The sequence below is a fragment of the Paenibacillus sp. FSL L8-0638 genome, assembly GCF_038593075.1.
GTDB classification, from domain to species: Bacteria; Bacillota; Bacilli; order Paenibacillales; family Paenibacillaceae; genus Paenibacillus; species Paenibacillus polymyxa_D.
Genome location: NZ_CP151960.1, coordinates 2,406,551 through 2,427,848, shown reverse-complemented (window position 1 = coordinate 2,427,848; position 21,298 = coordinate 2,406,551). Strand labels below are relative to the sequence as shown.

27 protein-coding genes are annotated in these 21,298 nt (G+C 45.1%); 8 read left to right on the top strand and 19 right to left on the bottom strand.

Annotation, left to right across the window (positions count from 1 at the left end; translation table 11 throughout):
• Nucleotides 1-69: 69 nt before the first annotated feature.
• The 4 genes from MKY35_RS11145 (at nt 70) to MKY35_RS11130 (ending at nt 2,935) form a co-directional block, all read left to right on the top strand.
• Entirely contained in the window at nt 70-546 is a 477-nt protein-coding gene (locus MKY35_RS11145) for an Rrf2 family transcriptional regulator (RefSeq protein WP_080658677.1), read from the top strand.
• 31 nt (nt 547-577) lie between these two features.
• Complete coding sequence (hslO, locus tag MKY35_RS11140; RefSeq protein WP_342446380.1) at nt 578-1,459, top strand: Hsp33 family molecular chaperone HslO; 882 nt, start codon at nt 578-580, stop codon at nt 1,457-1,459.
• 155 nt (nt 1,460-1,614) lie between these two features.
• The gene (locus MKY35_RS11135; RefSeq protein WP_342446379.1) at nt 1,615-2,448 is read left to right on the top strand and encodes a class I SAM-dependent methyltransferase; all 834 of its coding nucleotides are present in this window, start codon (nt 1,615-1,617) and stop codon (nt 2,446-2,448) included.
• Nucleotides 2,449-2,485: 37 nt separating this feature from the next.
• Nucleotides 2,486-2,935, top strand: a complete 450-nt coding sequence (locus MKY35_RS11130; RefSeq protein WP_342446378.1) for a DUF5301 domain-containing protein — start codon at nt 2,486-2,488, stop codon at nt 2,933-2,935.
• Between the two features lie 105 nt (nt 2,936-3,040).
• On the opposite strand, the gene MKY35_RS11125 is transcribed toward MKY35_RS11130, so the two are convergent.
• Nucleotides 3,041-3,622 carry a GNAT family N-acetyltransferase gene (locus tag MKY35_RS11125; protein WP_342446377.1) on the bottom strand — a complete coding sequence of 194 codons (582 nt, stop codon included), beginning with the start codon at nt 3,620-3,622 and terminating at the stop codon, nt 3,041-3,043.
• A gap of 320 nt (nt 3,623-3,942) precedes the next feature.
• Here MKY35_RS11125 and MKY35_RS11120 point away from each other — a divergent pair, with 320 nt between their 5' ends.
• Complete coding sequence (locus MKY35_RS11120; protein ID WP_342446376.1) at nt 3,943-4,812, top strand: aminoglycoside 6-adenylyltransferase; 870 nt, start codon at nt 3,943-3,945, stop codon at nt 4,810-4,812.
• Nucleotides 4,813-4,874: 62 nt separating this feature from the next.
• On the opposite strand, the gene MKY35_RS11115 is transcribed toward MKY35_RS11120, so the two are convergent.
• The 12 genes from MKY35_RS11115 to MKY35_RS11060 all read right to left on the bottom strand — a co-directional run bounded on the left by MKY35_RS11115 (nt 4,875) and on the right by MKY35_RS11060 (nt 14,098).
• Nucleotides 4,875-5,216, bottom strand: a complete 342-nt coding sequence (locus tag MKY35_RS11115) for a cupin domain-containing protein (RefSeq protein WP_069010190.1) — start codon at nt 5,214-5,216, stop codon at nt 4,875-4,877.
• Between the two features lie 123 nt (nt 5,217-5,339).
• A complete protein-coding gene (locus tag MKY35_RS11110; RefSeq protein WP_029519167.1) occupies nt 5,340-5,675 on the bottom strand; it encodes a YolD-like family protein in 336 nt (111 codons plus the stop codon).
• An 11-nt stretch (nt 5,676-5,686) separates the two neighbouring features.
• On the bottom strand, nt 5,687-5,881 hold the full coding sequence (locus MKY35_RS11105) for a hypothetical protein (RefSeq protein WP_013310131.1): 195 nt from the start codon (nt 5,879-5,881) through the stop codon (nt 5,687-5,689).
• Nucleotides 5,882-5,984: 103 nt separating this feature from the next.
• Complete coding sequence (locus tag MKY35_RS11100; protein WP_029519166.1) at nt 5,985-6,473, bottom strand: hypothetical protein; 489 nt, start codon at nt 6,471-6,473, stop codon at nt 5,985-5,987.
• An 85-nt stretch (nt 6,474-6,558) separates the two neighbouring features.
• Nucleotides 6,559-6,921 carry a response regulator gene (locus MKY35_RS11095; RefSeq protein WP_029519165.1) on the bottom strand — a complete coding sequence of 121 codons (363 nt, stop codon included), beginning with the start codon at nt 6,919-6,921 and terminating at the stop codon, nt 6,559-6,561.
• A gap of 332 nt (nt 6,922-7,253) precedes the next feature.
• Nucleotides 7,254-8,252, bottom strand: a complete 999-nt coding sequence (locus tag MKY35_RS11090) for a metal ABC transporter substrate-binding protein (protein WP_342446375.1) — start codon at nt 8,250-8,252, stop codon at nt 7,254-7,256.
• A 54-nt stretch (nt 8,253-8,306) separates the two neighbouring features.
• The gene (locus tag MKY35_RS11085) at nt 8,307-9,155 is read right to left on the bottom strand and encodes a metal ABC transporter permease (RefSeq protein ID WP_307350275.1); all 849 of its coding nucleotides are present in this window, start codon (nt 9,153-9,155) and stop codon (nt 8,307-8,309) included.
• Nucleotides 9,101-9,808: a metal ABC transporter ATP-binding protein gene (locus MKY35_RS11080; protein ID WP_342446374.1), complete on the bottom strand. Its 708-nt coding sequence runs from the start codon at nt 9,806-9,808 to the stop codon at nt 9,101-9,103. The genes MKY35_RS11085 and MKY35_RS11080 overlap by 55 nt, the downstream gene beginning before the upstream one ends.
• Before the next feature lie 217 nt (nt 9,809-10,025).
• Complete coding sequence (locus tag MKY35_RS11075; RefSeq protein ID WP_039273343.1) at nt 10,026-11,048, bottom strand: ABC transporter substrate-binding protein; 1,023 nt, start codon at nt 11,046-11,048, stop codon at nt 10,026-10,028.
• A gap of 64 nt (nt 11,049-11,112) precedes the next feature.
• A complete protein-coding gene (locus MKY35_RS11070) occupies nt 11,113-11,901 on the bottom strand; it encodes an ABC transporter ATP-binding protein (protein WP_029519160.1) in 789 nt (262 codons plus the stop codon).
• Nucleotides 11,898-13,022: an iron ABC transporter permease gene (locus MKY35_RS11065; RefSeq protein WP_342446373.1), complete on the bottom strand. Its 1,125-nt coding sequence runs from the start codon at nt 13,020-13,022 to the stop codon at nt 11,898-11,900. Before MKY35_RS11065 ends, MKY35_RS11070 begins: the two co-directional genes overlap by 4 nt.
• Entirely contained in the window at nt 13,019-14,098 is a 1,080-nt protein-coding gene (locus MKY35_RS11060; RefSeq protein WP_342446372.1) for a CobW family GTP-binding protein, read from the bottom strand. The genes MKY35_RS11065 and MKY35_RS11060 overlap by 4 nt, the downstream gene beginning before the upstream one ends.
• A gap of 235 nt (nt 14,099-14,333) precedes the next feature.
• On the opposite strand from MKY35_RS11060, the gene MKY35_RS11055 reads away from it, so the two are divergent.
• From MKY35_RS11055 to MKY35_RS11045, 3 genes are read left to right on the top strand one after another with little or no spacing between them, the layout of a single operon-like run.
• Complete coding sequence (locus MKY35_RS11055; protein ID WP_342446371.1) at nt 14,334-15,335, top strand: permease; 1,002 nt, start codon at nt 14,334-14,336, stop codon at nt 15,333-15,335.
• 8 nt (nt 15,336-15,343) lie between these two features.
• A complete protein-coding gene (locus MKY35_RS11050; RefSeq protein ID WP_342446370.1) occupies nt 15,344-16,321 on the top strand; it encodes a TIGR03943 family protein in 978 nt (325 codons plus the stop codon).
• Nucleotides 16,322-16,339: 18 nt separating this feature from the next.
• Nucleotides 16,340-17,443 carry a CobW family GTP-binding protein gene (locus tag MKY35_RS11045; protein WP_342446369.1) on the top strand — a complete coding sequence of 368 codons (1,104 nt, stop codon included), beginning with the start codon at nt 16,340-16,342 and terminating at the stop codon, nt 17,441-17,443.
• Between the two features lie 111 nt (nt 17,444-17,554).
• On the opposite strand, the gene MKY35_RS11040 is transcribed toward MKY35_RS11045, so the two are convergent.
• The 6 genes from MKY35_RS11040 to MKY35_RS11015 form a co-directional block, all read right to left on the bottom strand.
• On the bottom strand, nt 17,555-17,800 hold the full coding sequence (locus MKY35_RS11040) for a type B 50S ribosomal protein L31 (protein WP_013310118.1): 246 nt from the start codon (nt 17,798-17,800) through the stop codon (nt 17,555-17,557).
• 17 nt (nt 17,801-17,817) lie between these two features.
• Complete coding sequence (locus MKY35_RS11035; protein WP_342446368.1) at nt 17,818-18,258, bottom strand: hypothetical protein; 441 nt, start codon at nt 18,256-18,258, stop codon at nt 17,818-17,820.
• Nucleotides 18,259-18,281: 23 nt separating this feature from the next.
• On the bottom strand, nt 18,282-18,431 hold the full coding sequence (gene rpmG / locus MKY35_RS11030; protein ID WP_013310116.1) for a 50S ribosomal protein L33: 150 nt from the start codon (nt 18,429-18,431) through the stop codon (nt 18,282-18,284).
• Between the two features lie 68 nt (nt 18,432-18,499).
• Nucleotides 18,500-19,069, bottom strand: a complete 570-nt coding sequence (locus MKY35_RS11025; RefSeq protein WP_322252073.1) for a hypothetical protein — start codon at nt 19,067-19,069, stop codon at nt 18,500-18,502.
• Nucleotides 19,070-19,155: 86 nt separating this feature from the next.
• Nucleotides 19,156-20,532: an MFS transporter gene (locus MKY35_RS11020; protein WP_342446367.1), complete on the bottom strand. Its 1,377-nt coding sequence runs from the start codon at nt 20,530-20,532 to the stop codon at nt 19,156-19,158.
• A 91-nt stretch (nt 20,533-20,623) separates the two neighbouring features.
• On the bottom strand, nt 20,624-21,091 hold the full coding sequence (locus tag MKY35_RS11015; RefSeq protein ID WP_342446366.1) for a MarR family transcriptional regulator: 468 nt from the start codon (nt 21,089-21,091) through the stop codon (nt 20,624-20,626).
• Nucleotides 21,092-21,298: the final 207 nt, after the last annotated feature.

The following is a 21,298-nucleotide window of genomic DNA, read 5'->3' as shown; positions in this document are numbered from 1 at the left end:
TGCAATATATGTGGATAATGGTTATCCACGTTAGCCTGGTTATAAATATTGAGGTGATTGCTAGTGCATATGAAAACAGGTGTCGAACAATCTGTCTACGCTCTTCTTCTACTCACGATGCTGCCGGACAAAGCTGTTTTACCTGGGGAGGCCATTAGCCAGCAGTTAGGTGCTTCACCTACTTATTTTCATAAGCTGTTACGAAAATTGGTTAGCTCCGATTTGATTACTTCTGTACCTGGTGTCAAGGGCGGGTTCAAATTAAAGAAAAAACCTGAGGATATACGGGTATTTGATATTTACCTAGCGATTGAGGGACAACAAACCCTTTATTCTTCCAGTGGTATATACAACGAAATGCTTGAATTAAAGAAAGACGATCAGTGTTGTTTACTGACAAATTTGATGGAAGAAGCGGAAGCCTCCTGGAAGGCCGTTCTGAAAAGGGAAACCATCGCGTCACTATCCGCTGACTTTTTTAAAGAAGGATATGATGCCAAAATTACTTCCTTGGAGAACTGGATTCAGGAAAAAATGGTCTTGTAAAGAACTCTAATTAACAGAAAGGAACATGAACATGAACGATTATTTAGTAAAAGCTCTTGCCTACAATAATCAGGTACGGGCTTATGCCGTGAGAACAACGGAAACGGTAAGTGAAGCCCAACGGCGTCATTATACCTGGCCCACAGCATCGGCTGCATTGGGACGCTCAATGACGATCGGCGTCATGCTGGGAGCCATGCTTAAAGATGAGGATAAACTGACGATCAGAATTAACGGTGGCGGACCTATCGGCACTATTCTTGTCGATACCAACTCCAAAGGTGAAGTTAGGGGTTATGTAAAAAATCCACAAACCCATTTTGAGCTTAATCAGATAGGGAAATTAGATGTCGCCAGAGCTGTAGGAACAGATGGAGCTCTCATTGTATCCAAAGATATCGGCTTAAAACACCCGTTTGTTGGACAAGTCCCTCTCATATCGGGTGAGCTGGGCGAGGATTTCACATCTTATCTCGTCCAATCCGAACAAATCCCCTCTTCTGTAGGAGCGGGAGTTATTGTTAACCCGGATAACTCTATTCAGGCGGCTGGAGGTTTCATTATTCAGCTGATGCCAGATACGCAGGAGGAAGTTATCAGTTTTATCGAGAGACGCATTGAGAGCATTCCAAGCATCTCCGCAATGGTCATGGAAGGCCTTACGCCAGAGCAGATTCTGGGTCAGATTTTGGGAGAAAGCAACCTGAACATACTAGAAACCATGCCTGTACAATTTCATTGTCCCTGCTCAGAAGAGCGTGTTACCAATGCCATTATCAGCTTAGGGAATAAGGAAATAGAAGATATGATCCATACCGATGGACAAGCTGAAGCTCATTGCCACTTTTGTAACGCACACTACCATCTTACTAAAGAAGATCTCGAAGGGATGCTGGAAACAAACATCATTTAAATATAGGCTGTTCCCAAAGAGTAGGTTTAGCTACTGGGGAACAGCTTTTTCTTTCCCAATGCTTCCGATGATTTCTTTATCCTAAATACGGTAGACTTGTTCATGATGTAAGTGATAATGTTATATTATTCCAATCACCTGAGATGAGGTGCGCTATGCTTGAAAATGATACGCATGAAATTCTGGCTTATTATGATGGCGGTGCAGAAATAGGCAGGTTAGAGCGAGGCATAGGAAAAATAGAACTGGAAAGATCAAAAGAAATCATTTCACGTTATCTCAGCGAGTCTACTCATGTTATTTACGATATCGGCGGCGGTGTAGGGGTCTATTCTTCGTGGCTGGCGGAGCTGGGATACGAAGTTCATCTATTTGATCTATCTTCCCAAGCCATTGAATTCGCTCGTCAGCAACAACTGAATAACCCCATCATCAGTAAGCTGGAAACCGCGGATGCCAGAAATCTTGATCGTAAAGATGAAAGCGCGGACATCGTGCTATTGATGGGACCTTTATATCATTTAACGGAACAGAAGGAACGAGTAAAAGCACTACAAGAAGCGGCGCGTGTCTTAAAGAAGGGCGGAACGCTGATTACTTCAGCTATTTCCAGGTTTGGCTCGCTACTGTGGGGACTATCGGTGTACGACGAGTGCAATACCATTGTGGAGGAAGATGCGTTCATGGATATGGTTAGACAGGAGCTGACAGATGGTCAGCATGTACGACCGGCGGCTTATCCGCCTTTTATCACACGGTCCTACTTTCATACACCGGATGCCTTGCGTGCAGACTGGCAGGCGGCTGGATTGCCGAAGCCTCGTGTACTGGGCGTGGAAGGACCCGGCTGGATTGCACCCGGATTTGAAAAGAAGTGGGCGATCCCTTCCCATCGTAGCCGTTTGCTGGATATAGCACAGCAGGTTGAAGAGCAGGAATCTGTGATCGGTATGAGCCCGCATATGCTTGCAGTCGGTATCAAGCCTTGAAGCTCATCAACTCTACAACTATGGAGAGATATAGCCTATGAGAAGACGTAATCGTTGCATCGTTAAGTCTGCAATCATTCTGATCGCAGCTATAATCGGAATGGTTTATATCGTAAATCTGGATACCTCTTTTAGAAAAGTCGTTTTGGATCGCATGGATACAGCCAAGATTAATACTATTCTCATTAGTAAATCGCCAGACTATACAGACCAATTGGTAAAAGACAAAAATGAAATTCAAAGTATCCTCAATGCTCTTGCTGAAATGAAATTAAGAAAATCCAGTGTATTAGATAAAGGTCTTAATTCTGTATACATGCTCAGTATTTTCGTAGATCGCGAAAATGAAAGGGACTTATTTGGAATCACCCTATATGACCAAAACTATATAGAAATATATGATGAAACCAAAACGAAAAATAAAGTTACTTCCTATAAAATTACGAGTGATTATGATATAGAGCCCATTCGTAAACTATTCAAATAGGCCACCAGAAATGGTGGCCTTCCTCTATTGCATTCTATCCTTTTATTTAAATCGATTCAGCAAGAGTACGAGCAATCTGTTCGCTGTTTTTCCTTATAAATAAAATCATAATAATGCCGCAAGCAATGTAAAGCCTACAGATAAGGCTGTTCTTTGAGAAGCTATGTTATCGGACCAGTACTGCCAGCCGACGCTGGCGATTCCCCGTTGTTTGGCCAGAGAAAGCGCACCGTGTGCTACCTTTTGGGCCCATCCTTTTTTCTGATAGCTCGCAACAGTTTGAATGCCTAACTCACACTCTTGACCCACGACCCAATCGGTCAAGCACCAGCTGACAATGGCCGGGCCTGCCTCCGTATGTTGAATGGCGGCGCATCCAAATCCATTTTTTTCATAAGCGGCCTGAGAGGGCCAACCGTCCTGGATCTCATGAATGATATCCTCAAGACCGGCCAGATGCCTCTGCTTTAATAGTTCACGATCTATTACTACGATATCTTCCCCAAGCGGGCCAGCTACGCCTTCCAAGTGCCGAGTAAACGTCATTCGTCCACTCTTCATCGGTCGTATACCCTTCATCACAGTTTCAAGAGCAGCTTCCCACTTCTCATCTGTCGGGTAATATAGCACGTAGTCTAATTTTCCTTGAGATGCAAGTTGAGGCAACAGTATATTTTGAAGCAACATGTTGATTTCTTTAAAGAAGGCACCCGGTATGGTGCCGCTAATGACACCTTGAATCGATATGGTCTGTACTTGATGCCTCGCTTCATTATGGATAAAACATACAATTCGGTCAAGTGTGCTCTTGTTGATAAAAGGGCCTTGGCAGCACAGTTGAATAGCTTCTGTGTATAGGCTATTGTAAGGACAGGAGACTTTTTCCAGATAAACCGAACTTACAGGAGGTCGTTTTTCTTGATGATCCTTGAACTGGTGGCCATTATTTCTACTGCTCTCTTATCTACGTTTTTTTCCTTTCGATACCGCTTGTGGAGACAACTATAGTGAGAAATGAACAAGAGATGCTGCATACCATTCTTCAATTTGCTCAAGAGGACGAACGGGTGCGTGCCGTGATTATGAATGGTTCACGCGCTAATCCACATGCTCCACGAGACGTTTTTCAGGATTTTGATATCGTCTTTCTCGTATCTTCCATGGACAGCTTTATTCAGGAACGTCGCTGGATCAACCATTTTGGTGAATTGATCATTATGCAGACGCCCGATGAGCATATGGAACCTACTTCGACGCCCCATGATCGCTTTGTTTTTCTCATGTTATTTACGGACAGCAATCGCATAGATCTTACACTCTACCCTGCGAATAACATCGCCAATTGGACCCGAGACAGCTTAAGTGTACTGCTGCTGGATAAAGATGGACTGGTGGAGCCTTTCCCACCGCCTAGTCTTCAAGATTATAAGACGATACCTCCAACTGCCCAAGTCTATGCGAATTCCTGCAACGAGTTCTGGTGGGTCAGTACTTATGTAGCTAAAGGATCATGGCGACAGGAGCTGCCCTATGCCAAATTTATGCTAGATCGGCCTGTAAGGGATGCGCTTCACTTGATGCTGGAATGGCATATTGGTATACGAACCGACTTCGCGGCAGATCCGGGAAAGCAGGGAAAATATTTCGAGAACCATCTTGAGCCTCGACTTTGGACGCTCTACATCCAAACCTTTGCGGATGCAGATTATGAACATATGTGGCAGTCTCTTTTGATCATGGGAAATTTATTTAGAGAAGTTGCCTTGGAAGTAGCGAACCATTATGGTTACGAATATCCGACTCTGGACGACCAACGTGTTACGAACTATCTCCATCGCGTAAAAGCTCTCCCAGCAGATGCTAAGGACATTTATTGATAAAAAACCAGTCGGCACTTGATTTATATGTGCTAGGCTGGTTTTATTTTTATACACTAACGTTATTCGGTCAGAACCCGGTCGCCTCTGCTCGCAGGCTGAGAGATAACCAAAAATTCAACATCCTCATTCGTTTCATTAAACATTTGATGGGGTACCATAGGAGGAACCTCACACCCTTCCTGAGATCCTAATTGGATTTGTTCACCATCCACTTCAAGTACCGCTGTACCTGATAAAATAAAGAAAAATTGGCGTGCATGATGATGATAATGTCTGACCTCATGAGTATTTCCGGGCATCCGCTCATGAATAATACTCAAATCCTTATTTTTCACTAAGCGCCAACCATCACATTGATCTCCCCATATATAATGTTCAGCATTATTTTTACTTATTTTCATATTGAACTCCTCCTTTTTGCAATTACAGTTTTATTTTAAATATGAATTCATAGAGCTACAATCTTATTTTAAAAAAAACGGCGGGACAAATGTAAAAAGCACTCCGACTTAGTCAGACTGTTTTTATATATCCGCCTCGATAATTTCCTCCAACTTAATCCAGCTAAAATCCTCTTCCCCACGGGACAGCTTCACTTCTCGCCGACTTGTGTTAATCACCGTGACCAGTCCACGCAGCTCCTCATCATCAAATGGATTGAACACTTTTAGCGTAATAGGCTTACGTTCGTTATAGGATACGATGATGGCCTGTTCAATCTGCTGCATTTCCTGATCGTCCAGTGTCGGTTTGCCGCGCCTACCTTGCTCCTTCATCAGTCTTAAATATGCCTCCCGATGCTCAGGCAAAATCATGCGCGAGCTTTCCCATATGCCATTTCCTTCAAGCTTTTTCCCCATCGTAAGCCCTCCTATGCTGTTCTGGTTACCGGATGCCATGCCAATACATGATCTAATCGAAAAACACGTGGCTGGCCTGTCTGTAAACAGGTGGCTCGTATCAAGCCATTCTGCACACGATGCACCTCGATACGCCGATGAGACAGTTTGCCCTTCCGATCCAAATACACGATTTCCACGATCTGCCCCACGTATTTTTCCAACATGATCCTTCACTCCTTATCAGAACGTTTGTTTGTATTATATGCGAACATGCGTTTGATTATCAATGTAAAAAATCCCCTGAGGGATTTGACTCTCTCAAGGGAATTAAAATTCATAAGTGGATAGCTTAATATCTTCTTTATTCAAATCTTTCAGAGGATGGACAGGGCCATTCCAATAAGTGAGAATATCAAGCGGCTCATTAGTACCATGTTCTTTTAAAGAAAGAGATAATTCAAGTAATAAATGGGGAAGTTGATAAGAGCTTGTTAAAAACTGATATTCCTCTGGGCTTTCACAGTCTTCTGCTCGATAGAACACAAAGTATCCCTCGGTATGATCCCCAATGAGTACAATATAGCGAGCAAGAAACATAATTTCGCCATTGGCAAAAGGAATGGAATATGTCGAAGCAGAGATCAAATCTGTCTCTAATCCCTCAATTCGAAGGGTGAGTTCATTGTTAAGAGCATCCATTCTTTCTCTTTGTTCGCTGACGAGTTGTTCATAATTTACAGGGACAAGCCCTCCTTTCTTGATCGTAGCGATCAGTTCGTCTATAAATACTTTTTGAGACAACACTCGATTGCTCATCCTATTCATCTCCATATTCGTGAAAATAAGCATGGAATTCCTGCTTCTACATGTTCAATAATTATGTATTAAAAATCTTGATTCATTAACTATCAAGCAATTTTGTGACTGCATTCACGACCCTTTCCATCTCAAATGGCTTAACAATAAAGTCTTTTGCACCTGCCTGAAATGCTTTTATAATCGCTTCCTGCTGCCCCAAAGCAGAACACATCAAAATGTTGGCTTGGGGATCAAGTTCTATGATCTTTTTAACAGCCTCAAGCCCGTCCATCTTAGGCATATTAATATCCATGGTGATTAAATCGGGACGAAAGTGTGCGTATTTCAAAACAGCATCATACCCGTTTTCTGCTTCCGCAATAACAGCGTGACCTAAATCCAAAAGAATATCTTTAAGCACAGAACGCATAAACAAAGAATCATCCACTACTATAACTGCTGCCAAATTAATCTCTCCAATCCGTTGTCAAATGATATGCACGCCCAAACTTCAATATCGGTGAAAAAACTGGTAATATTAATAGAAAGAATCTGTAAAAATAAAAACGCTACCAATGAATTATAAAAGAAATTTGAAACTAGCTACTACAGAATTAGTTTTCAAAAAAACGTTTCACAATGACGTAAATCATTTCTGAAAAGCAAATTACAAAGGACTATATATCTACTGTATCTTGAGCACTAGCCATAAAAGCACAATCTTCTTGGATAGTTATAAAAAAACTGACGTCGGTATCATTCCGACGTCAGTTTATAAACTTATTCGTTTAGCATTTCTTATTCATTCAGAGCTTTTTTCAAAGCCTCCAGATTATTTTTCATCACACCAAGGTAATCTAGGTTCTTCTGTTTGTCTTCGTCCGTCAGTCCTTCAAGCGGATTCAGCACATCCGTTTTCGAACCAATTTCAGTAGCTACAGTCTCAGCGACCTTCGGATCAACAAGAGTTTCAAAGAAAATCGTCTTCACATTATTTTCTTTAGCAAATTTGATAATACCCGCTAGCTTGTCCGGTGTAGGCTCTTGCTCTGGAGATAATCCGGCAATGGGCACTTGGGTCAGACCATATTGCTTAGCCAAATAACTAAAAGCAGCATGCTGCGTAATAAAGTCTTTACGTTTTACATCTTTCAGACCTGTTTTGAACTCGGTATCCAGCTCTTTCAGCTTGGCGATATAAGCATCAGCGTTTTTCTCATAATCAGCTTTGTTTGCTGGATCGGCTGCCACAAGACCTGCTTCAATGGACTCTACTTCTTTTTGAGCCAAGACTGGATCAAGCCATACATGAGGGTCCATCACATGATCGTGATCATGGCCTTCCTCTGCATGTGCTTCTTCTCCTTCTTCCTCCTCAGCGGTGCCTTCCATCAGGTTTAACCCTTTGCTCGCTTCAACTACAACACGCTTATTATTGGACGCGCTACTCAAAGCCTGTTCTGCCCAGCCTTCGACGATACCGTTATAAACAAACACGTCAGCATCCTTTACCTGTGCCATATCTTTGGCGCTTGGTTCCCAGTCATGCGGCTCAGCACCAGCAGGAATCAACGCGGTTACGTTAGCATGGTCTCCAGCAACTTGCTTGGTAAATTCATACATTGGATAAAAAGTGGTGACCACATTCAGCTTCTTACCACTGTCTGTTGTTTGTGCCGCATTCGGCTCGGTTTGGGAAGCATTTGTAGCTGTATTATCAGATTTGGCTCCGCAACCAGACAAAATAAGTGCTAGTCCAGCAGACAATACAAATGATTTTTTGAACCATGTATTCATATTCATTACTCCTTTATCCATTAGATTTTTTAGTTATTCTCACTGTAATTACACTCACTGGCCTGCCGCATTCTTCCGTCGCGAAGCTTGTTGCTTGCCCAGCTTGCGGACCAGCTTTTGTATACCAGCTCCTACAATCAGGAATAATAACAGCACCATGGCAATCGTCCCCCCTGGGGGTGTACTGAGTTCATACGATGCCGTTAAACCCATAAATACGCCGATCAATGCAGTGACCATAGATATCCAGATGGCTGCCGCGAAGCTCGGTGCAATTCGAATCGCCAGCGCTGCAGGGAGCACGATGAGTGAGGAGACGAGCAGCACACCGACAATCGGCATTGCAGCGGCTACAATCATCCCTGTTAAAATACTAAATGCAAATGAAATGGACTTGACAGGAAGACCATTGGTCTTCGCCGTTTCTTCATCAAAGGTAATCTGATACAAAGGACGCCGGAATACAAAAAAGAAAATACCTCCGATCACAGCCACTACAATCATCAACATCAGCTCTGTCTGATTGACCGCTACGACCGAGCCGAACAAATAAGCGGAAAACCCTTTGTTGATGCTCTGATTCAGATTCATTAAAATAACGGCCGTCGAGAGGCCACCTACCATAATAATAGCCACAGATATCTCACTATATGTTTTATAAGACCTGCGGACGTATTCAACGATAATCGCGCCGATTACGGCAACAATAAATCCGGTTATCGTCGGGTTAATGCCTAAATAGGCACCCGCTGCCACCCCTGCCAGCGATACATGCGATAGCATGTCCGCCATGAGAGCCTGACGCCGCAGCATCAGGTATACTCCAAGCACCGAGGCCAGCAGTGCAATTACTCCACCGGCACAAAATGCCCGCTGCATGAAGTCGTAGTGCAGCATTTCCATCCGCCATCTTCCTTCCTTTCAAGCTCAATAATTCGATCCAGATAATGTTGTACTTCCGATAGTCCATGGGTTACCATGACCACGGTTCTTCCATATTCCTTAACCTGCTGATTCATCAGATCATAGAAGTGATGGCGGCTTTCTTGATCCATTCCGGTCGTGGGCTCATCCAAAATGAGCAAATCCGATTCCTGAGCGAGCGCTCTCGCCACACAAATACGTTGCTTCTGTCCACCGGACAATTCGCCGATTTTACGGTGACGCAAATCCCACATGCCTACCTGACGCAGCGCCTGCTCCGTCAGATCATGATCCTCAGACCTCATGCGGCGTAACCAAGAGCCATGAGTATATCTTCCTGAACGGACAAATTCTAAAATCGTACTTGGAAATCCGCCATTGAAGGCAGCAATTTGTTGGGATACAAATCCAACAACGAGCTTTTTGCCTTCACCTGTACGATTAGACATGAACACCTTGCCCTTCCAAGGCTGAAGCAAGCCGAGCAACAGTTTGAGCATGGTTGACTTGGAAGCACCATTCGGTCCGGTAATGGCTACAAATTCTCCCGAAAAAATTTCAACATTGGCATCCACCAAGTTAGGAACATCTCCGTAGCCAAATGTGACCTGTTCCAATGAGGCCAATAACATGACGCAAATCTCCTTTTCCTTTAAAAAGCCTGGAGCCATCTGAGCAATCATCCTTTGCGCAGATTCTCCAGGTCGTTTATGATCATTAAACCATCTACCGTAATTATTACGATTTGGTAATAAAAAAATAAGCGTTTGATAAACGTAACCTTTACGCATTAGCAAGTTTAACAGTTTAGGCAAGGTTCGTCAATGTTTTGGCAACTCTTTTGTTTGTTTACTTCACTTTGTCCGGGTACAAGCCTGCAGCCAAGGTTTTCAACGCGATCGGAGCGCGCACGCCTTCAGCCGCTGCGGATAATGGCAGGACTATAAACCGTTTGTTTTTGATCGCTTCCACACCAGCCAGCGCAGGCTTGCTCAGAAGCAGTTTCTCTTTATCCGCCAGTGAAGTATCTCCATAGTCGAGAATGACAATGACGTCAGGATTACGGTTTACGACCTCTTCCCAGCTTACCTCAGTAAAACTTTTGTCGATATCATCAAAAATATTTTTCGCCTTCACACTTTCAATCAAAGACGTTAGATAATTGTTGGCAGCCGTAAAGGGCTTGTCTTCTCCGCTGTCATAAACAAACACCTTGGGTGCCTGTTCAACAACACCAATTTGAGTCTGAATGGACTGCACTTGTTCACGCATTTCATTTACCAGCTTTTCTGCACGCTCCTCAACCCTAAAAATACGCCCAATATTTAGTATATCCTGATATACATCTTCTAATGTGGGGCCCGGCTTATTTGAGGACTCCTGTACATAGGTCAGCACCCCTTGTTTGGCTAGCTCCTCACGGGAACCCAGATTTTTATCATTAAAAGCACTCTTCCAGCCCGCATAGGCAAAATCCGGTGCAGCGGCCATAAACACCTCTTTGGACGGATATTGTTCGGCCAGTACCGGGATTTTGTCATATTGAGCCTTATATTTTGGCAAAATCTGATCATCCAAATACGCAGTTCCTACCATAGAGGATTCCAGTCCAAGAGCCAGCATAACCTCAGTCGCGTGCTGGTTCAGTGTAACCGCGCGTTTAGGCGCCTCGGGAAATGCCATTTTAACGCCCATGTTCTCAAGCTCTACCGACGTCTCCTTGGTTGCTGATTGGGATGCGGCAGGTTGCTGCCCGTTTGCGGATGGATCGCTTGTTTGGGCCGTGTTTCCTGCTGCACAGGCTGATAACAACAGCATCATCGCCAAAGCGAGCATAACCAGCGGTAACGCGGGCCTGCTATATTTTTTCATATGTACCGTCTCCTCTTTTATTTGTAGTTAATCTTATCTCATCGTATCGCCTTTTCTGTTAACATCATGGATGGCCTCCTCTCCTGAGAGAATCCGGTAAAAAGGTAATATTCGGCTTTCCGGTTTTTGGATGAATGCAGATTTCTGTCTCGACCCCGAATACACTCCACAGCAGGTCTGGCTGAAGCACATCCTCTGTTATGCCGGAGGCTACCACTTTGCCTTCTTTTAATACATACATTCGATCACAATAAAATGCCGCTAAATTCAAATCATGCAGTGCAGCTAGCGTAGTTATCCGAAGTGTTTTGACCAAATCCAGAATTTGCAGCTGATACCGGATGTCCAGATGATTCGTCGGCTCATCCAAAACAAGAAATTTCGCCTGCCCGGCCAAAGCTCTGGCGATCAATACCCGTTGCTTTTCGCCGCCGGACAAGGTGGCAAAGCCCTGATCTGCCTGAGCATTCATGCCTACCCGCTCCAGCGCCTGCTCGACCAGTTCATGATCGACGACAGTATCTGCTTCCAACAGTTTCTTATGCGGATGGCGACCCATCAGGACGATGTCCCGTACTGAGAAATCAAACGTTTGCGGCGCATCCTGACTCACCACTGCCATTTGTCGGGCCGTCTCTTTATACTTCATCCGCAGCATATCCTGGCCATCCAACGTAACTACACCACTGTCAGGCTTTAGCACGCGATACATATTTTTGAGCAACGTTGATTTCCCGCTGCCATTCGGACCGATCAATCCGACTAGCTCCCCTGCTTTTACCTGGAGACAGATGCCGTCGATCAACCGTTTGTCGTGAATACTGAAGGTCACGCATTCGACTTCTATATTCATTTTTCGCCTCCAAACGAGTAGGAACTACGACGCAGCAGCCACACAAAAAAAGGTCCTCCGCACACAGCCGTCACAATACCAATCGGTAGCTCCTGTGGAGCCAGCACAAGCCGGGCACATACATCAGCCCACACGACAAAAATAGCTCCCGCCAACAGGCTGACGGGCAGTACACGCCGATGATCTGATCCCACTACCAGCCTAACGATGTGCGGAATCATTAGTCCGACAAAGCCAATCGAGCCACTAACGGATACGACTGCCCCGGTTAAAAGAGACGCCACCACAACCAGTAATACGCGGAACGCCTGTACGTTCACACCAAGCGTTACTGCGGTCTCTTCACCCGTTAGCAAAGCATTCAGCGACCGGTATCGGGTCAGAAGCACAGCCGTTCCAACGACTACAATAAGGCTTGGAATGAAAAGCGTGTCCCATTGAGCACCTGCCAGACTTCCCATCATCCAATACATCGCGTCACGAATGCCTTTTTCATTCGGGGCCATCGTCACGATAAAGCTAGTCACAGCCGACAGCATCATAGACACCGCCACCCCTGCCAGCAATAAGCGGGTCGTCGATATGCTCCCAGCCACACGGGCTAACGCGAACACCATAAGCATTGCAGTTAACGATCCTATAAAAGCAGATAAAGGCAGCGCAAGTCGTCCTAAAAATCCGAAAGCTCCGAACACAATTACCAATGTGGCTGTCACCGAAGCCCCAGACGAGACTCCTAAAATATAGGGATCTGCTAACGAATTACGAATTAATGCCTGTATAGTCGCCCCTGTAACAGCAAGTCCTGCTCCTACGACAACACCTAACAACACGCGTGGAAAGCGGATTTCCCAAACGATATATTGCTCAGACTTGGTCCATGTCACGGGTATCCACTGGTCCAGCCAGGGAAGATGGGACAGTGCAATTCGCCATATCGTCCCCGGTGCGACAGCTACAGGGCCCAGCATGACCGCGAGTGTGACCGAAAGCAACAGCCCAGCAGTCAGCAGCAGAATTGTTGTAAATCCCCAAGTAGGCTTGCCCGCTAGGTGTGCACGAGAATGATGTTGTGATGGATTAGGTCTTGATGGATTAAAGTGACTCGTTCTCGAAGTCATGAATTACTCAATGGCTTTTCGGCCGCTTCCAGCTTTCTCAATTGTTCCTCGATCTCGGAAGCAGAGAAATTCTCACCCATGACAACCGCTACATCGTTCACTGGCTTTTGCGGGCGGATCGGAATGATTTCCAGCTCTCGATAGGCAAATTGAAACATCATCTGACCCTCTGATTCCAGAAACCGCACAATTCCTTTAGCCCGATAAATTTCAGCTGGCAAACTGCGGAACAACTGTTCAAACTCGGAGCGTGGCACAGGTTGTCCAAAAAAATGCGTGTGAACAACTACATGGTCGTAGGAATGATAATGCTCCCCATGTTCGTGGTCATGGTCGTGATCATGGTGATCATGAGACTGATGATCTGAATGGTCATCATGGTCATACGTGTGCAGATGATTTTCCGAATGAGGATGTTCACTCTCAATATCAACTGCGGATTCCTTATGCCGCGAAACATCCATACGCTCCTGTCCTTGAGTGGAGAAAAAAATTCCAGCATCCACGTCACTTCGTTGCGTGCTCACAGTCAAAGCATATGGATTTAACTCTTTTACGAGGGCCTGTACTTTCTGTAACTCGCCCGCAGCCAATAAATCGGTCTTGTTAATAATCAGTTTGGAAGCGCATCGAAGCTGATCCTGCATCAAACGAAGCGACTTGCTTCTCTCGTTCCCCGAGGCAAAATCCAGAAATTGACGCGCGTCTATGACCGTGATAACGGATTGTAATATCATAGTAGAATAAATGGAGGCGTCTGTCACTGCATCTACAATCTCCATCGGGTTAGCCACTCCGGTACATTCTACAATAATCACGTCCGGCTTATATTCCTCAGCAAGATTCATGAGCTCGACGCCCAAGTCCCCGCGAATGGTACAGCATATACAACCACTGAGCATTTCCTTCATGGGTGCTTGTCCATTCACCAAACTACCGTCCAGATTAACATCACCCAACTCATTCATCAAAATGGCTGGCTTGAGGCCCTTCTCCTTGTAGTAAGCCAGCGCATGCTGAAGAAGAGTGGTTTTACCGCTACCCAAAAAACCGGATAAAACAACAATCGGTATCATATAACCCCTCCTTGTCTTTGCAACATTTAATATGGATCGTACCGTAAAAATTTCCTTCTTGCAATCATTTATCGGATTTTAATCGTAATGATTACTATTAATGAGTATAAATATATATGAGCATGCTCAGATTTGTCAATATAGGGAGGTGATTCACACACAATCCGGCGGGCATGATTGTCCCCTTACAGGCATAGGCTGTAGATAAGAACCCTTATTCCCAAGGAGACGTGGAATGAAAAACAGTACGCTGTTGAAGATGCTGCCTTTTATGATTCCGTTTGCCTTTCTCATCCCTGTGCTTGTCACGCTATCTCCCCAGTGGCTTCGTTTGTTAGATGTGGGGCAGCTGCAGCCATTAAAAACGGTATTTATGGGTATTTTTCTGGAAGCTGTTCCGTTTCTCCTGATCGGTGTGCTCGTCTCATCCCTTTTGCAGTGGCTTGTACCGGAGACATGGATTCGCAAAATAGCGCCTGCGTATCCTGTACCGGGTGTCCTGCTGGCCTCCTTACTAGGTATGCTGTTTCCCATCTGTGAATGCGGCATGATCCCTGTCGTTCGCCAATTAATGCTCAAGGGAATGCCTGCCTATATGGGTATCACTTTTATTTTAAGCGGGCCCATTATCAATCCCGTGGTACTGGCTGCGACGATGATGGCTTTCCCTTCCCATCCCGAGGTCACTGCCGTTCGAACGGGTTTGGCTTTTACCGTTTCCGCGATCATCGGGCTGATCGTGTATGCCTTTGTGCGAGTACATCCGCTCAAACGGTCGTTACTCTCTTTTAACCAGCAAAAGCAGAACAATCAGGCTCATCGGCATAATCGCACATGGCGGGGATTTTTTGTACATGCTGGGGACGAGTTTTTGGACATGAGTAAATATCTCATTATCGGCGCATTATTGACAGCCTGCATCCAAACCTTCATCCCACGTGATGAGATGCTTTCGTTAAGCGAAGGAACGGTCGGATCGTACGCCTTTATGATGGGTTTTGCCTACATACTGTCGCTGTGTTCCACCTCTGATGCCTTTGTAGCCACTGCTTTTTCACATACCTTTACACTGGGTCCGCTGGCAGCCTTTCTTGTACTCGGGCCAATGCTAGACTTCAAAGGCACGCTTATGCTGCTCAGCACCTTCCGCACCAAATTTGTCGCCATTCTGGGCTTGCTCATTGTTTCACTCGTCCTCGTGGGTTCTATAGCTGCTGAATGGTTATTGGGGAGGTGAATATAAACGTGAATTCAACCTTTAGCATCCGCTGGCAATATGGCATGCGCTCCTTGCTCATGATCGGATTGGCTGTATACATCATCTCATTAAGCCGCACGAATGCACTTCATTACTACCTAGCTCCCCATATGCAAAAGCTGCTCCTACTCTGTCCTGTACCCCTCTTGTTCATCGCATTGGCGATGGCATGGCACGGAATCATCGGGGAGCGGGACGGTGAGGATGTATGTGATTGTGAGCACCCGTTGCCGCAAAGCTGGTTCAAAAAAACACTTGTATATGGAATGCTGCTCATTCCGCTCCTATTCGGTTCTTTGCTGCCCAATCAGGCACTTGGTAGTGATATGGCCGCCAAAAAAGGCATGTCCTTCACGTATCCCAACCCGGACATCCGACGGAAAACAGATACACAGACCACGAAAGCATCCACCACCTCCCTTTTATCAACTGCATCTTCTGTCCCCACTTCGCCCCCTCCAGAGGGGAAATGGAGTCAGGAAACGCTGGATAAGCTGTTCGTTCCGCCTGATAAGTACAATGTGGAATTCGCCGAACTGGCGAAACGCCTGTATCAGCAACCTATCATACAGATCAAGCCAGAGATTTTTTCCGAAACTATTGGAGCCATTGAATTATATAAACAAGCTTTTGAAGGAAAAAAAGTACAGGTGACTGGCTTTGTTTATAAAGACGACAATCTGCCGGGTAAAGGGCTTTTTGCAGTAGGGAGATTCCTCGTCATGTGCTGTACTGCCGATGCCATGCCCTTCGGGATCATCGTCCAATCCCAGAAAGCCCCGTCCTTTGACAAGGATACCTGGGTGACCATTGAAGGAACACTGCATACCGCACAAAAGGGAAACGCTCCCGTACTTGAAATTCGATCCGAAAAAATAACCGCTGTCGAGCAGCCAGAATCCCCTTATGTCTATACCCAAGCAGACTCGGTAGCTACCTTTGATCGCTTGAACACAACACACTAACCCCGCCAAGGAGGAAAAATGATGAACAAAGTTCCTGTTATTTTAATCAGTGGTTTTCTTGGAAGCGGCAAAACAACACTGCTTTTGCGCCTGTTAGCCCATACCCGCCAAATTCCCCTTCGTGCTGTTGTTTTAATGAACGAAATGGGTGAATATAATGTAGACAGCGCTATAATTTCAGAGGAAATGCCTGACGTAACAGTAGAAGGACTGCTAGAAGGCTGCATTTGTTGCAGCAAAAGAAATGAACTGGCAGGGGCTCTGCATACCCTGCTCAGCCAGGAGCCAGATCTGATCTTCATGGAGACCACCGGGGTAGCCAACCCCGAACAAGTACTGGAGGAGCTTCGCTCCCCTCTACTGGCAGATCAGCTTTATCTGGTTCACAGCATCAGTGTTGTGGATGCTGAGCTGTTCCATGAATACAATAGCCGTTTTACGGCTGATAAAGAACTGGTTCGCACCCTGCACGGACAACTGCGCACCGCAGACTTCATTGTGGTGAACAAGACGGATGCAGCAAGCAGCCGTGAAGTGACAAAGGTCGTCAAAAGCATCCGCAAGCTCAACGATACGGCCAAGCTGCAAACTACTGAATATAGCCGGGTTGACCTTGAACCACTGCTAGAGCCTGTTCTGGCCTCCACATCCGTTGCCGAGAAACCTGTACAGACACCTCAACCAGCACCTGAACAGGTCCAGCCCACTGATGCAGATGCACTGTCTGTCCCCATTCCCGTCAAAAGTTCCGGACGACCCAGTAGTGTCTCCAGAAGTACGGCTTTCAAAGTTATTTCGGCACATAGTCATAAGCACGATCCTAAGCAGCCTCATTCGTTTTCCCGTCTGGAAAGCTTAACGCTGCATCAATATTCTCCTCAGCCACTCGAAAAACAACGATTAGAAAACTTTCTGACCGGGTTAGGTTCGTCACTGCTTCGAGCGAAAGGTTATTGCGTGCTTCCTCAGGAAGGTACAATGCTTTTGCAATTTGCAGGAAATCACTTGGAGTGGCAGCCTACTGCACTTCCCGTGAGTCAGGGATATGTCACGCTCATTGGGGAGCAGCTCGACAAAGCATCCATTACCGACCAATGGGAACAGTGCTTCATTTCGCTATAAATAACAGGTCTAAATTAAGACAAAAAAACCTCCTGCAGATGCAGGAGGTTTTTTAAAAAGCGAAATTCACGGATTATGAGCATAATCCATGAACACAACGCTCGACTGTTCTTACTTAAGGTTATATTTTTTGTTAAAGCGATCCACACGACCACCGATATCCACGTTTCTTTGTTTACCAGTGAAGAACGGGTGGGAAGCGGAGCTAGTATCTACACGGATAACTGGGTATGTGTTACCATCTTCCCATTCCATCGTTTCTTGCGAATATTTAGTGGAAGCACTCAGGAAAGTAAATCCACAGCTAGGGTCCAAAAAGATAACTTTGTTCAATGTTGGATGAATATCTTTTTTCATTAGTTTCACCTAATCTTTCATGTAGTTTTAGTTTCAAACTCAATCGTACTGGCGCAATACTCCATCAGTTGGCAAAAGGAACGGTTATGTCCCAGAAAAAAAGACGACAGATCATAACGGTTGCGCTCAAGCTCGTAAACGACAAGCAAACGATGCCGCATATATCGCATCGCCCATTGCACGAACGCTCCGGATCTTTCGTCAGCCTTCATCGTTATATAAGCATATAGTGAATGGTCCTCCGGCTCGTCCCAAATGCTGACACCAGCACAGGAGAAGTCGGTAGCCACGTGCTTTCGATTCAAAAGGCAAAGCGTGCCATGTAGCTCAGCATCTATCATACAGCCGTGAAAAAAAGCCGTTCTCTTAGATGCAAGCTTTAACTTTAGACGCTCTGTCCACTGGACTAATTCAAGTTTTCGCCGGTTCCATAACGCAGGCTTTTGCAAACTTAACACGATTTCTTCATCGTTAATTGGAGTTATCTAGTTTCACGATGGATCGTGTACTTTTTCAGACGCGGAGAGTATTTTTTCATTTCAAGACGGTCCGGATGATTTCTTTTGTTCTTAGTTGTTGTATAGTTGCGGTCACCGGATTCGGTGCATGCCAAGGTAACAATTACGCGCATTTCTCTTCCTCCTTAATTGGAATACATGGTATACAATTACAATAGTAATTTTTACGATTAGTTCTATTCTATAATTCATGCTCCGCTTTGTCAACCTTAGAGTCACGGTTTATCGCTTCTTCTACCGTGTTCCAGCGATTACGGTACTGTGCAAGCTTCGGATGAAGTTCTAGTGGTTCGCTCGAAAGCACCAATCTGACATTTCTAATCCATTCTCCGAACGATGCATAGGAAGCGCACAAATTTGCCATTTCAGGACTCATGTACAAAAAAATTGGGGTCGTATACTTTTCCGCCAAAAAACGAATAGCTGCTTCAATCGGCGTATACTTTTTACGCTTACCTTCCCAGCTCTCAATCACAACAGCACTCAAAGCCTGCTCCCGCTGCCACTCTCCCAGCTCGTCCACCCGCTTGTAATACGAACGTACCGGCTGCTTCCACATTCTTCTGACGGTTTCTTCATGCAGCGGATACAGCACCAGCTTTGTAAAAGATAATGCAGCCCCCGTTTCGGCAAAAAGCTCCAGCTCTCTGGCTGTAATCTGCTCGAACGTATCATAGTAGACCATGGTCCCTTTATGCGTCTCGATCGGAGGCTCATAACCATAGGGTACATATTGAAGGTTTCTTGTCATGCCGGACACTCCGTCCTTCCATAGATGAACTTTTCCTTCTATATTATACCCTTGTTTTGGCATGAGGTTACATCAAATGTTTATCCTTATTCAACAGCAGGCGTATTACGGCGTGAACCCCTTCGGAATTGCAACGCATAAAGTCCCATTGTCACAAGCGCAATCAGTGCAAGCACCGTGAAAATATTACTAAAATTGAACACCTGCACATTAGATACAACAGGATTCAAATGAAAGGACGACGAACTATCCAGCGTTTTGCCCAAGATACTTGTCGTAATCGCTCCGGCAATGAAATTCAGCAGAGATAGCAGCCCCATTCCAACACCAATCTGGTCTTTCGACAAGGTACGAGAAATCGTGTTGGACATGGCAATTTGCATGAAGGTCTGACCTACGTTTCCGAAAATAAGCAAAAACAAAATCAGATACGGAGACGCACCCACAAACGTAGACAAGCTGATAAAACAAATAAACAAAAGCGATACAGCTGTATAGACGAGAAACGAATTTCCTTTGCTATCCGCCAAACGTCCCCCTCTTTTACCCAATAGAGCCGAAGCAATAGCAGCCGGAAACATAACCAGTCCAATTATTGCCGGCGTAAGCTGATTGAGACTGTTCAGAAACTGCGGTGCCAAGTACGGTAATCCAAAGCTAATCCCCGTCCCTAAAAAAGCGATAAGGAGCCCGTATGAATATTGCTTGTTACGGAACAGCTTCGGCTGGATGAATGGATCATGTGCAGTGTTAATGCGCCATATAAACAATGCAAACAGCACCATACCGACCAGAAAAAACATTATATTGGTTTGCGAAATCGAAAGTAATAAGAAGGCTACTGTTCCACCCAGCAATAATCCACCAAGAAAGTCGAACTTCTGATCCTCTCCACGCTGATCGTCCAAATATTTACGAAAGAACGGCAATGCGATCAGTGGCAGCATGGAAATGACGAACAAAAAACGCCAGCTTGCAAAGCCTGTGATCAAACCGGAAATAATCGGAGCCATTGCAGTACCTAACGCCAAGCCGATTGCTGTGACGCCCAAAGCACGTCCTCTTTTTTCAGCCGAGAAATAACGGACTGGGACGATCATAGCAGTGGCCGGAATAACAGCAGCCCCTGCAGCCTGAAGCAAACGAGCTACAATGAGCATCCAAAATTGATTGGCCAACAGTCCAATAAGCGAACCCAGTGCAAAAAAGATAATCCCAAACGTCAGCAAATCCTTAAGACGATATTTATCTGCCAATTTGCCGTAGGTCACGGAGCCAACTGCATACACAATCATATAACCGGTCAACAGCCAACTTACATCGGAAGCACTAATATGAAACTCCTCACGAATCACAGGCATAACGACATTAAACATAAAAGCGTTCATCACTGAAAAAACAAGTGTGAAAGCTAACACACGCATAAGCTTATCCGCATTAGGATAAGTTTGTTCATTTATCATTTGGTTGTCTCCCTCTCCTGTAAACCTCTTATCTAGGATCATATTTCACTGTTTTTGATACCCCTATCCGGCAAATTCTCTATATATCCGCTCAAACGCGGGCGTCCTCAGGGTGGTAGTCGCGGAGAATTTTTTTTAGCAGGCCGCGCAGCGTCTCCGATTCTCCGACAGACAACGTTTCACCTACCGAGCTTTTAATTGCCTCAATAGTACGCTCAGCTACTTTGTGAATCTCTAAGCCTTCCTCCGTCAAATAGATTTGCTTCATTCGTGCATCTTCCGGGTGACTTTTGCGTACTGCCCAGTTTTTCTTAACGATCCCGTTAACCAGGCTGGTAACGCTTGATTTATCAATAAGCAATAGCTTTTCCAAATCCGTATTAGTGACTCCAGGCGACATCGCCAGTATATAGAGCGTCTGCGATTGTGGGGAGGTGAGTCCCAAAGGGCGCAGTGCTGTTTCAATTTCGCGCCGGACGGTAGTGAAAATCCATTTAATTAAATACATCGTGCTCTCTTCCTCCCAAGGAAGACAAACGGGATACACCTCACTTCCCATCTCACTACGAACCTCCATATCTATCTAATTTTAATAGTTTGAATTCCAACTAATTTTAATCAGTGGTCCATCTGGTGTCAATACTTTCGTAAAATGATGTTTTACTAGATAAGGTGAATTTCAAATTACGAAATTATTCTTTATGAAATTATAGGCATAATAAAAGACGAGTCCTTGAAGGAAACCCGTCTTTTACTTCATTCATCA

Bases quoted from the DNA above. Each gene is read 5' to 3' on its own strand.
- MKY35_RS11110 (WP_029519167.1), bottom strand. From the start codon at position 5,675: ATGGGGAAAAAGCTTGAAGGAAATGGCATATGGGAAAGCTCGCGCATG.
- MKY35_RS11130 (WP_342446378.1), top strand. From the start codon at position 2,486: ATGAGAAGACGTAATCGTTGCATCGTTAAGTCTGCAATCATTCTGATC.
- MKY35_RS11015 (WP_342446366.1), bottom strand. From the start codon at position 21,091: ATGGGAAGTGAGGTGTATCCCGTTTGTCTTCCTTGGGAGGAAGAGAGC.
- MKY35_RS11025 (WP_322252073.1), bottom strand. From the start codon at position 19,069: ATGACAAGAAACCTTCAATATGTACCCTATGGTTATGAGCCTCCGATC.
- MKY35_RS11115 (WP_069010190.1), bottom strand. From the start codon at position 5,216: ATGAAAATAAGTAAAAATAATGCTGAACATTATATATGGGGAGATCAA.
- MKY35_RS11040 (WP_013310118.1), bottom strand. From the start codon at position 17,800: ATGAAAAAAGATATTCATCCAACATTGAACAAAGTTATCTTTTTGGAC.
- MKY35_RS11125 (WP_342446377.1), bottom strand. From the start codon at position 3,622: ATGTTGCTTCAAAATATACTGTTGCCTCAACTTGCATCTCAAGGAAAA.
- MKY35_RS11080 (WP_342446374.1), bottom strand. From the start codon at position 9,808: ATGTTATTGGCCTCATTGGAACAGGTCACATTTGGCTACGGAGATGTT.
- MKY35_RS11020 (WP_342446367.1), bottom strand. From the start codon at position 20,532: ATGATAAATGAACAAACTTATCCTAATGCGGATAAGCTTATGCGTGTG.
- MKY35_RS11055 (WP_342446371.1), top strand. From the start codon at position 14,334: ATGAAAAACAGTACGCTGTTGAAGATGCTGCCTTTTATGATTCCGTTT.
- rpmG (WP_013310116.1), bottom strand. From the start codon at position 18,431: ATGCGCGTAATTGTTACCTTGGCATGCACCGAATCCGGTGACCGCAAC.
- hslO (WP_342446380.1), top strand. From the start codon at position 578: ATGAACGATTATTTAGTAAAAGCTCTTGCCTACAATAATCAGGTACGG.
- MKY35_RS11105 (WP_013310131.1), bottom strand. From the start codon at position 5,881: ATGTTGGAAAAATACGTGGGGCAGATCGTGGAAATCGTGTATTTGGAT.
- MKY35_RS11065 (WP_342446373.1), bottom strand. From the start codon at position 13,022: ATGACTTCGAGAACGAGTCACTTTAATCCATCAAGACCTAATCCATCA.
- MKY35_RS11075 (WP_039273343.1), bottom strand. From the start codon at position 11,048: ATGAAAAAATATAGCAGGCCCGCGTTACCGCTGGTTATGCTCGCTTTG.
- MKY35_RS11145 (WP_080658677.1), top strand. From the start codon at position 70: ATGAAAACAGGTGTCGAACAATCTGTCTACGCTCTTCTTCTACTCACG.
- MKY35_RS11070 (WP_029519160.1), bottom strand. From the start codon at position 11,901: ATGAATATAGAAGTCGAATGCGTGACCTTCAGTATTCACGACAAACGG.
- MKY35_RS11090 (WP_342446375.1), bottom strand. From the start codon at position 8,252: ATGAATACATGGTTCAAAAAATCATTTGTATTGTCTGCTGGACTAGCA.
- MKY35_RS11085 (WP_307350275.1), bottom strand. From the start codon at position 9,155: ATGGAAATGCTGCACTACGACTTCATGCAGCGGGCATTTTGTGCCGGT.
- MKY35_RS11045 (WP_342446369.1), top strand. From the start codon at position 16,340: ATGATGAACAAAGTTCCTGTTATTTTAATCAGTGGTTTTCTTGGAAGC.
- MKY35_RS11135 (WP_342446379.1), top strand. From the start codon at position 1,615: ATGCTTGAAAATGATACGCATGAAATTCTGGCTTATTATGATGGCGGT.
- MKY35_RS11060 (WP_342446372.1), bottom strand. From the start codon at position 14,098: ATGATACCGATTGTTGTTTTATCCGGTTTTTTGGGTAGCGGTAAAACC.
- MKY35_RS11100 (WP_029519166.1), bottom strand. From the start codon at position 6,473: ATGAGCAATCGAGTGTTGTCTCAAAAAGTATTTATAGACGAACTGATC.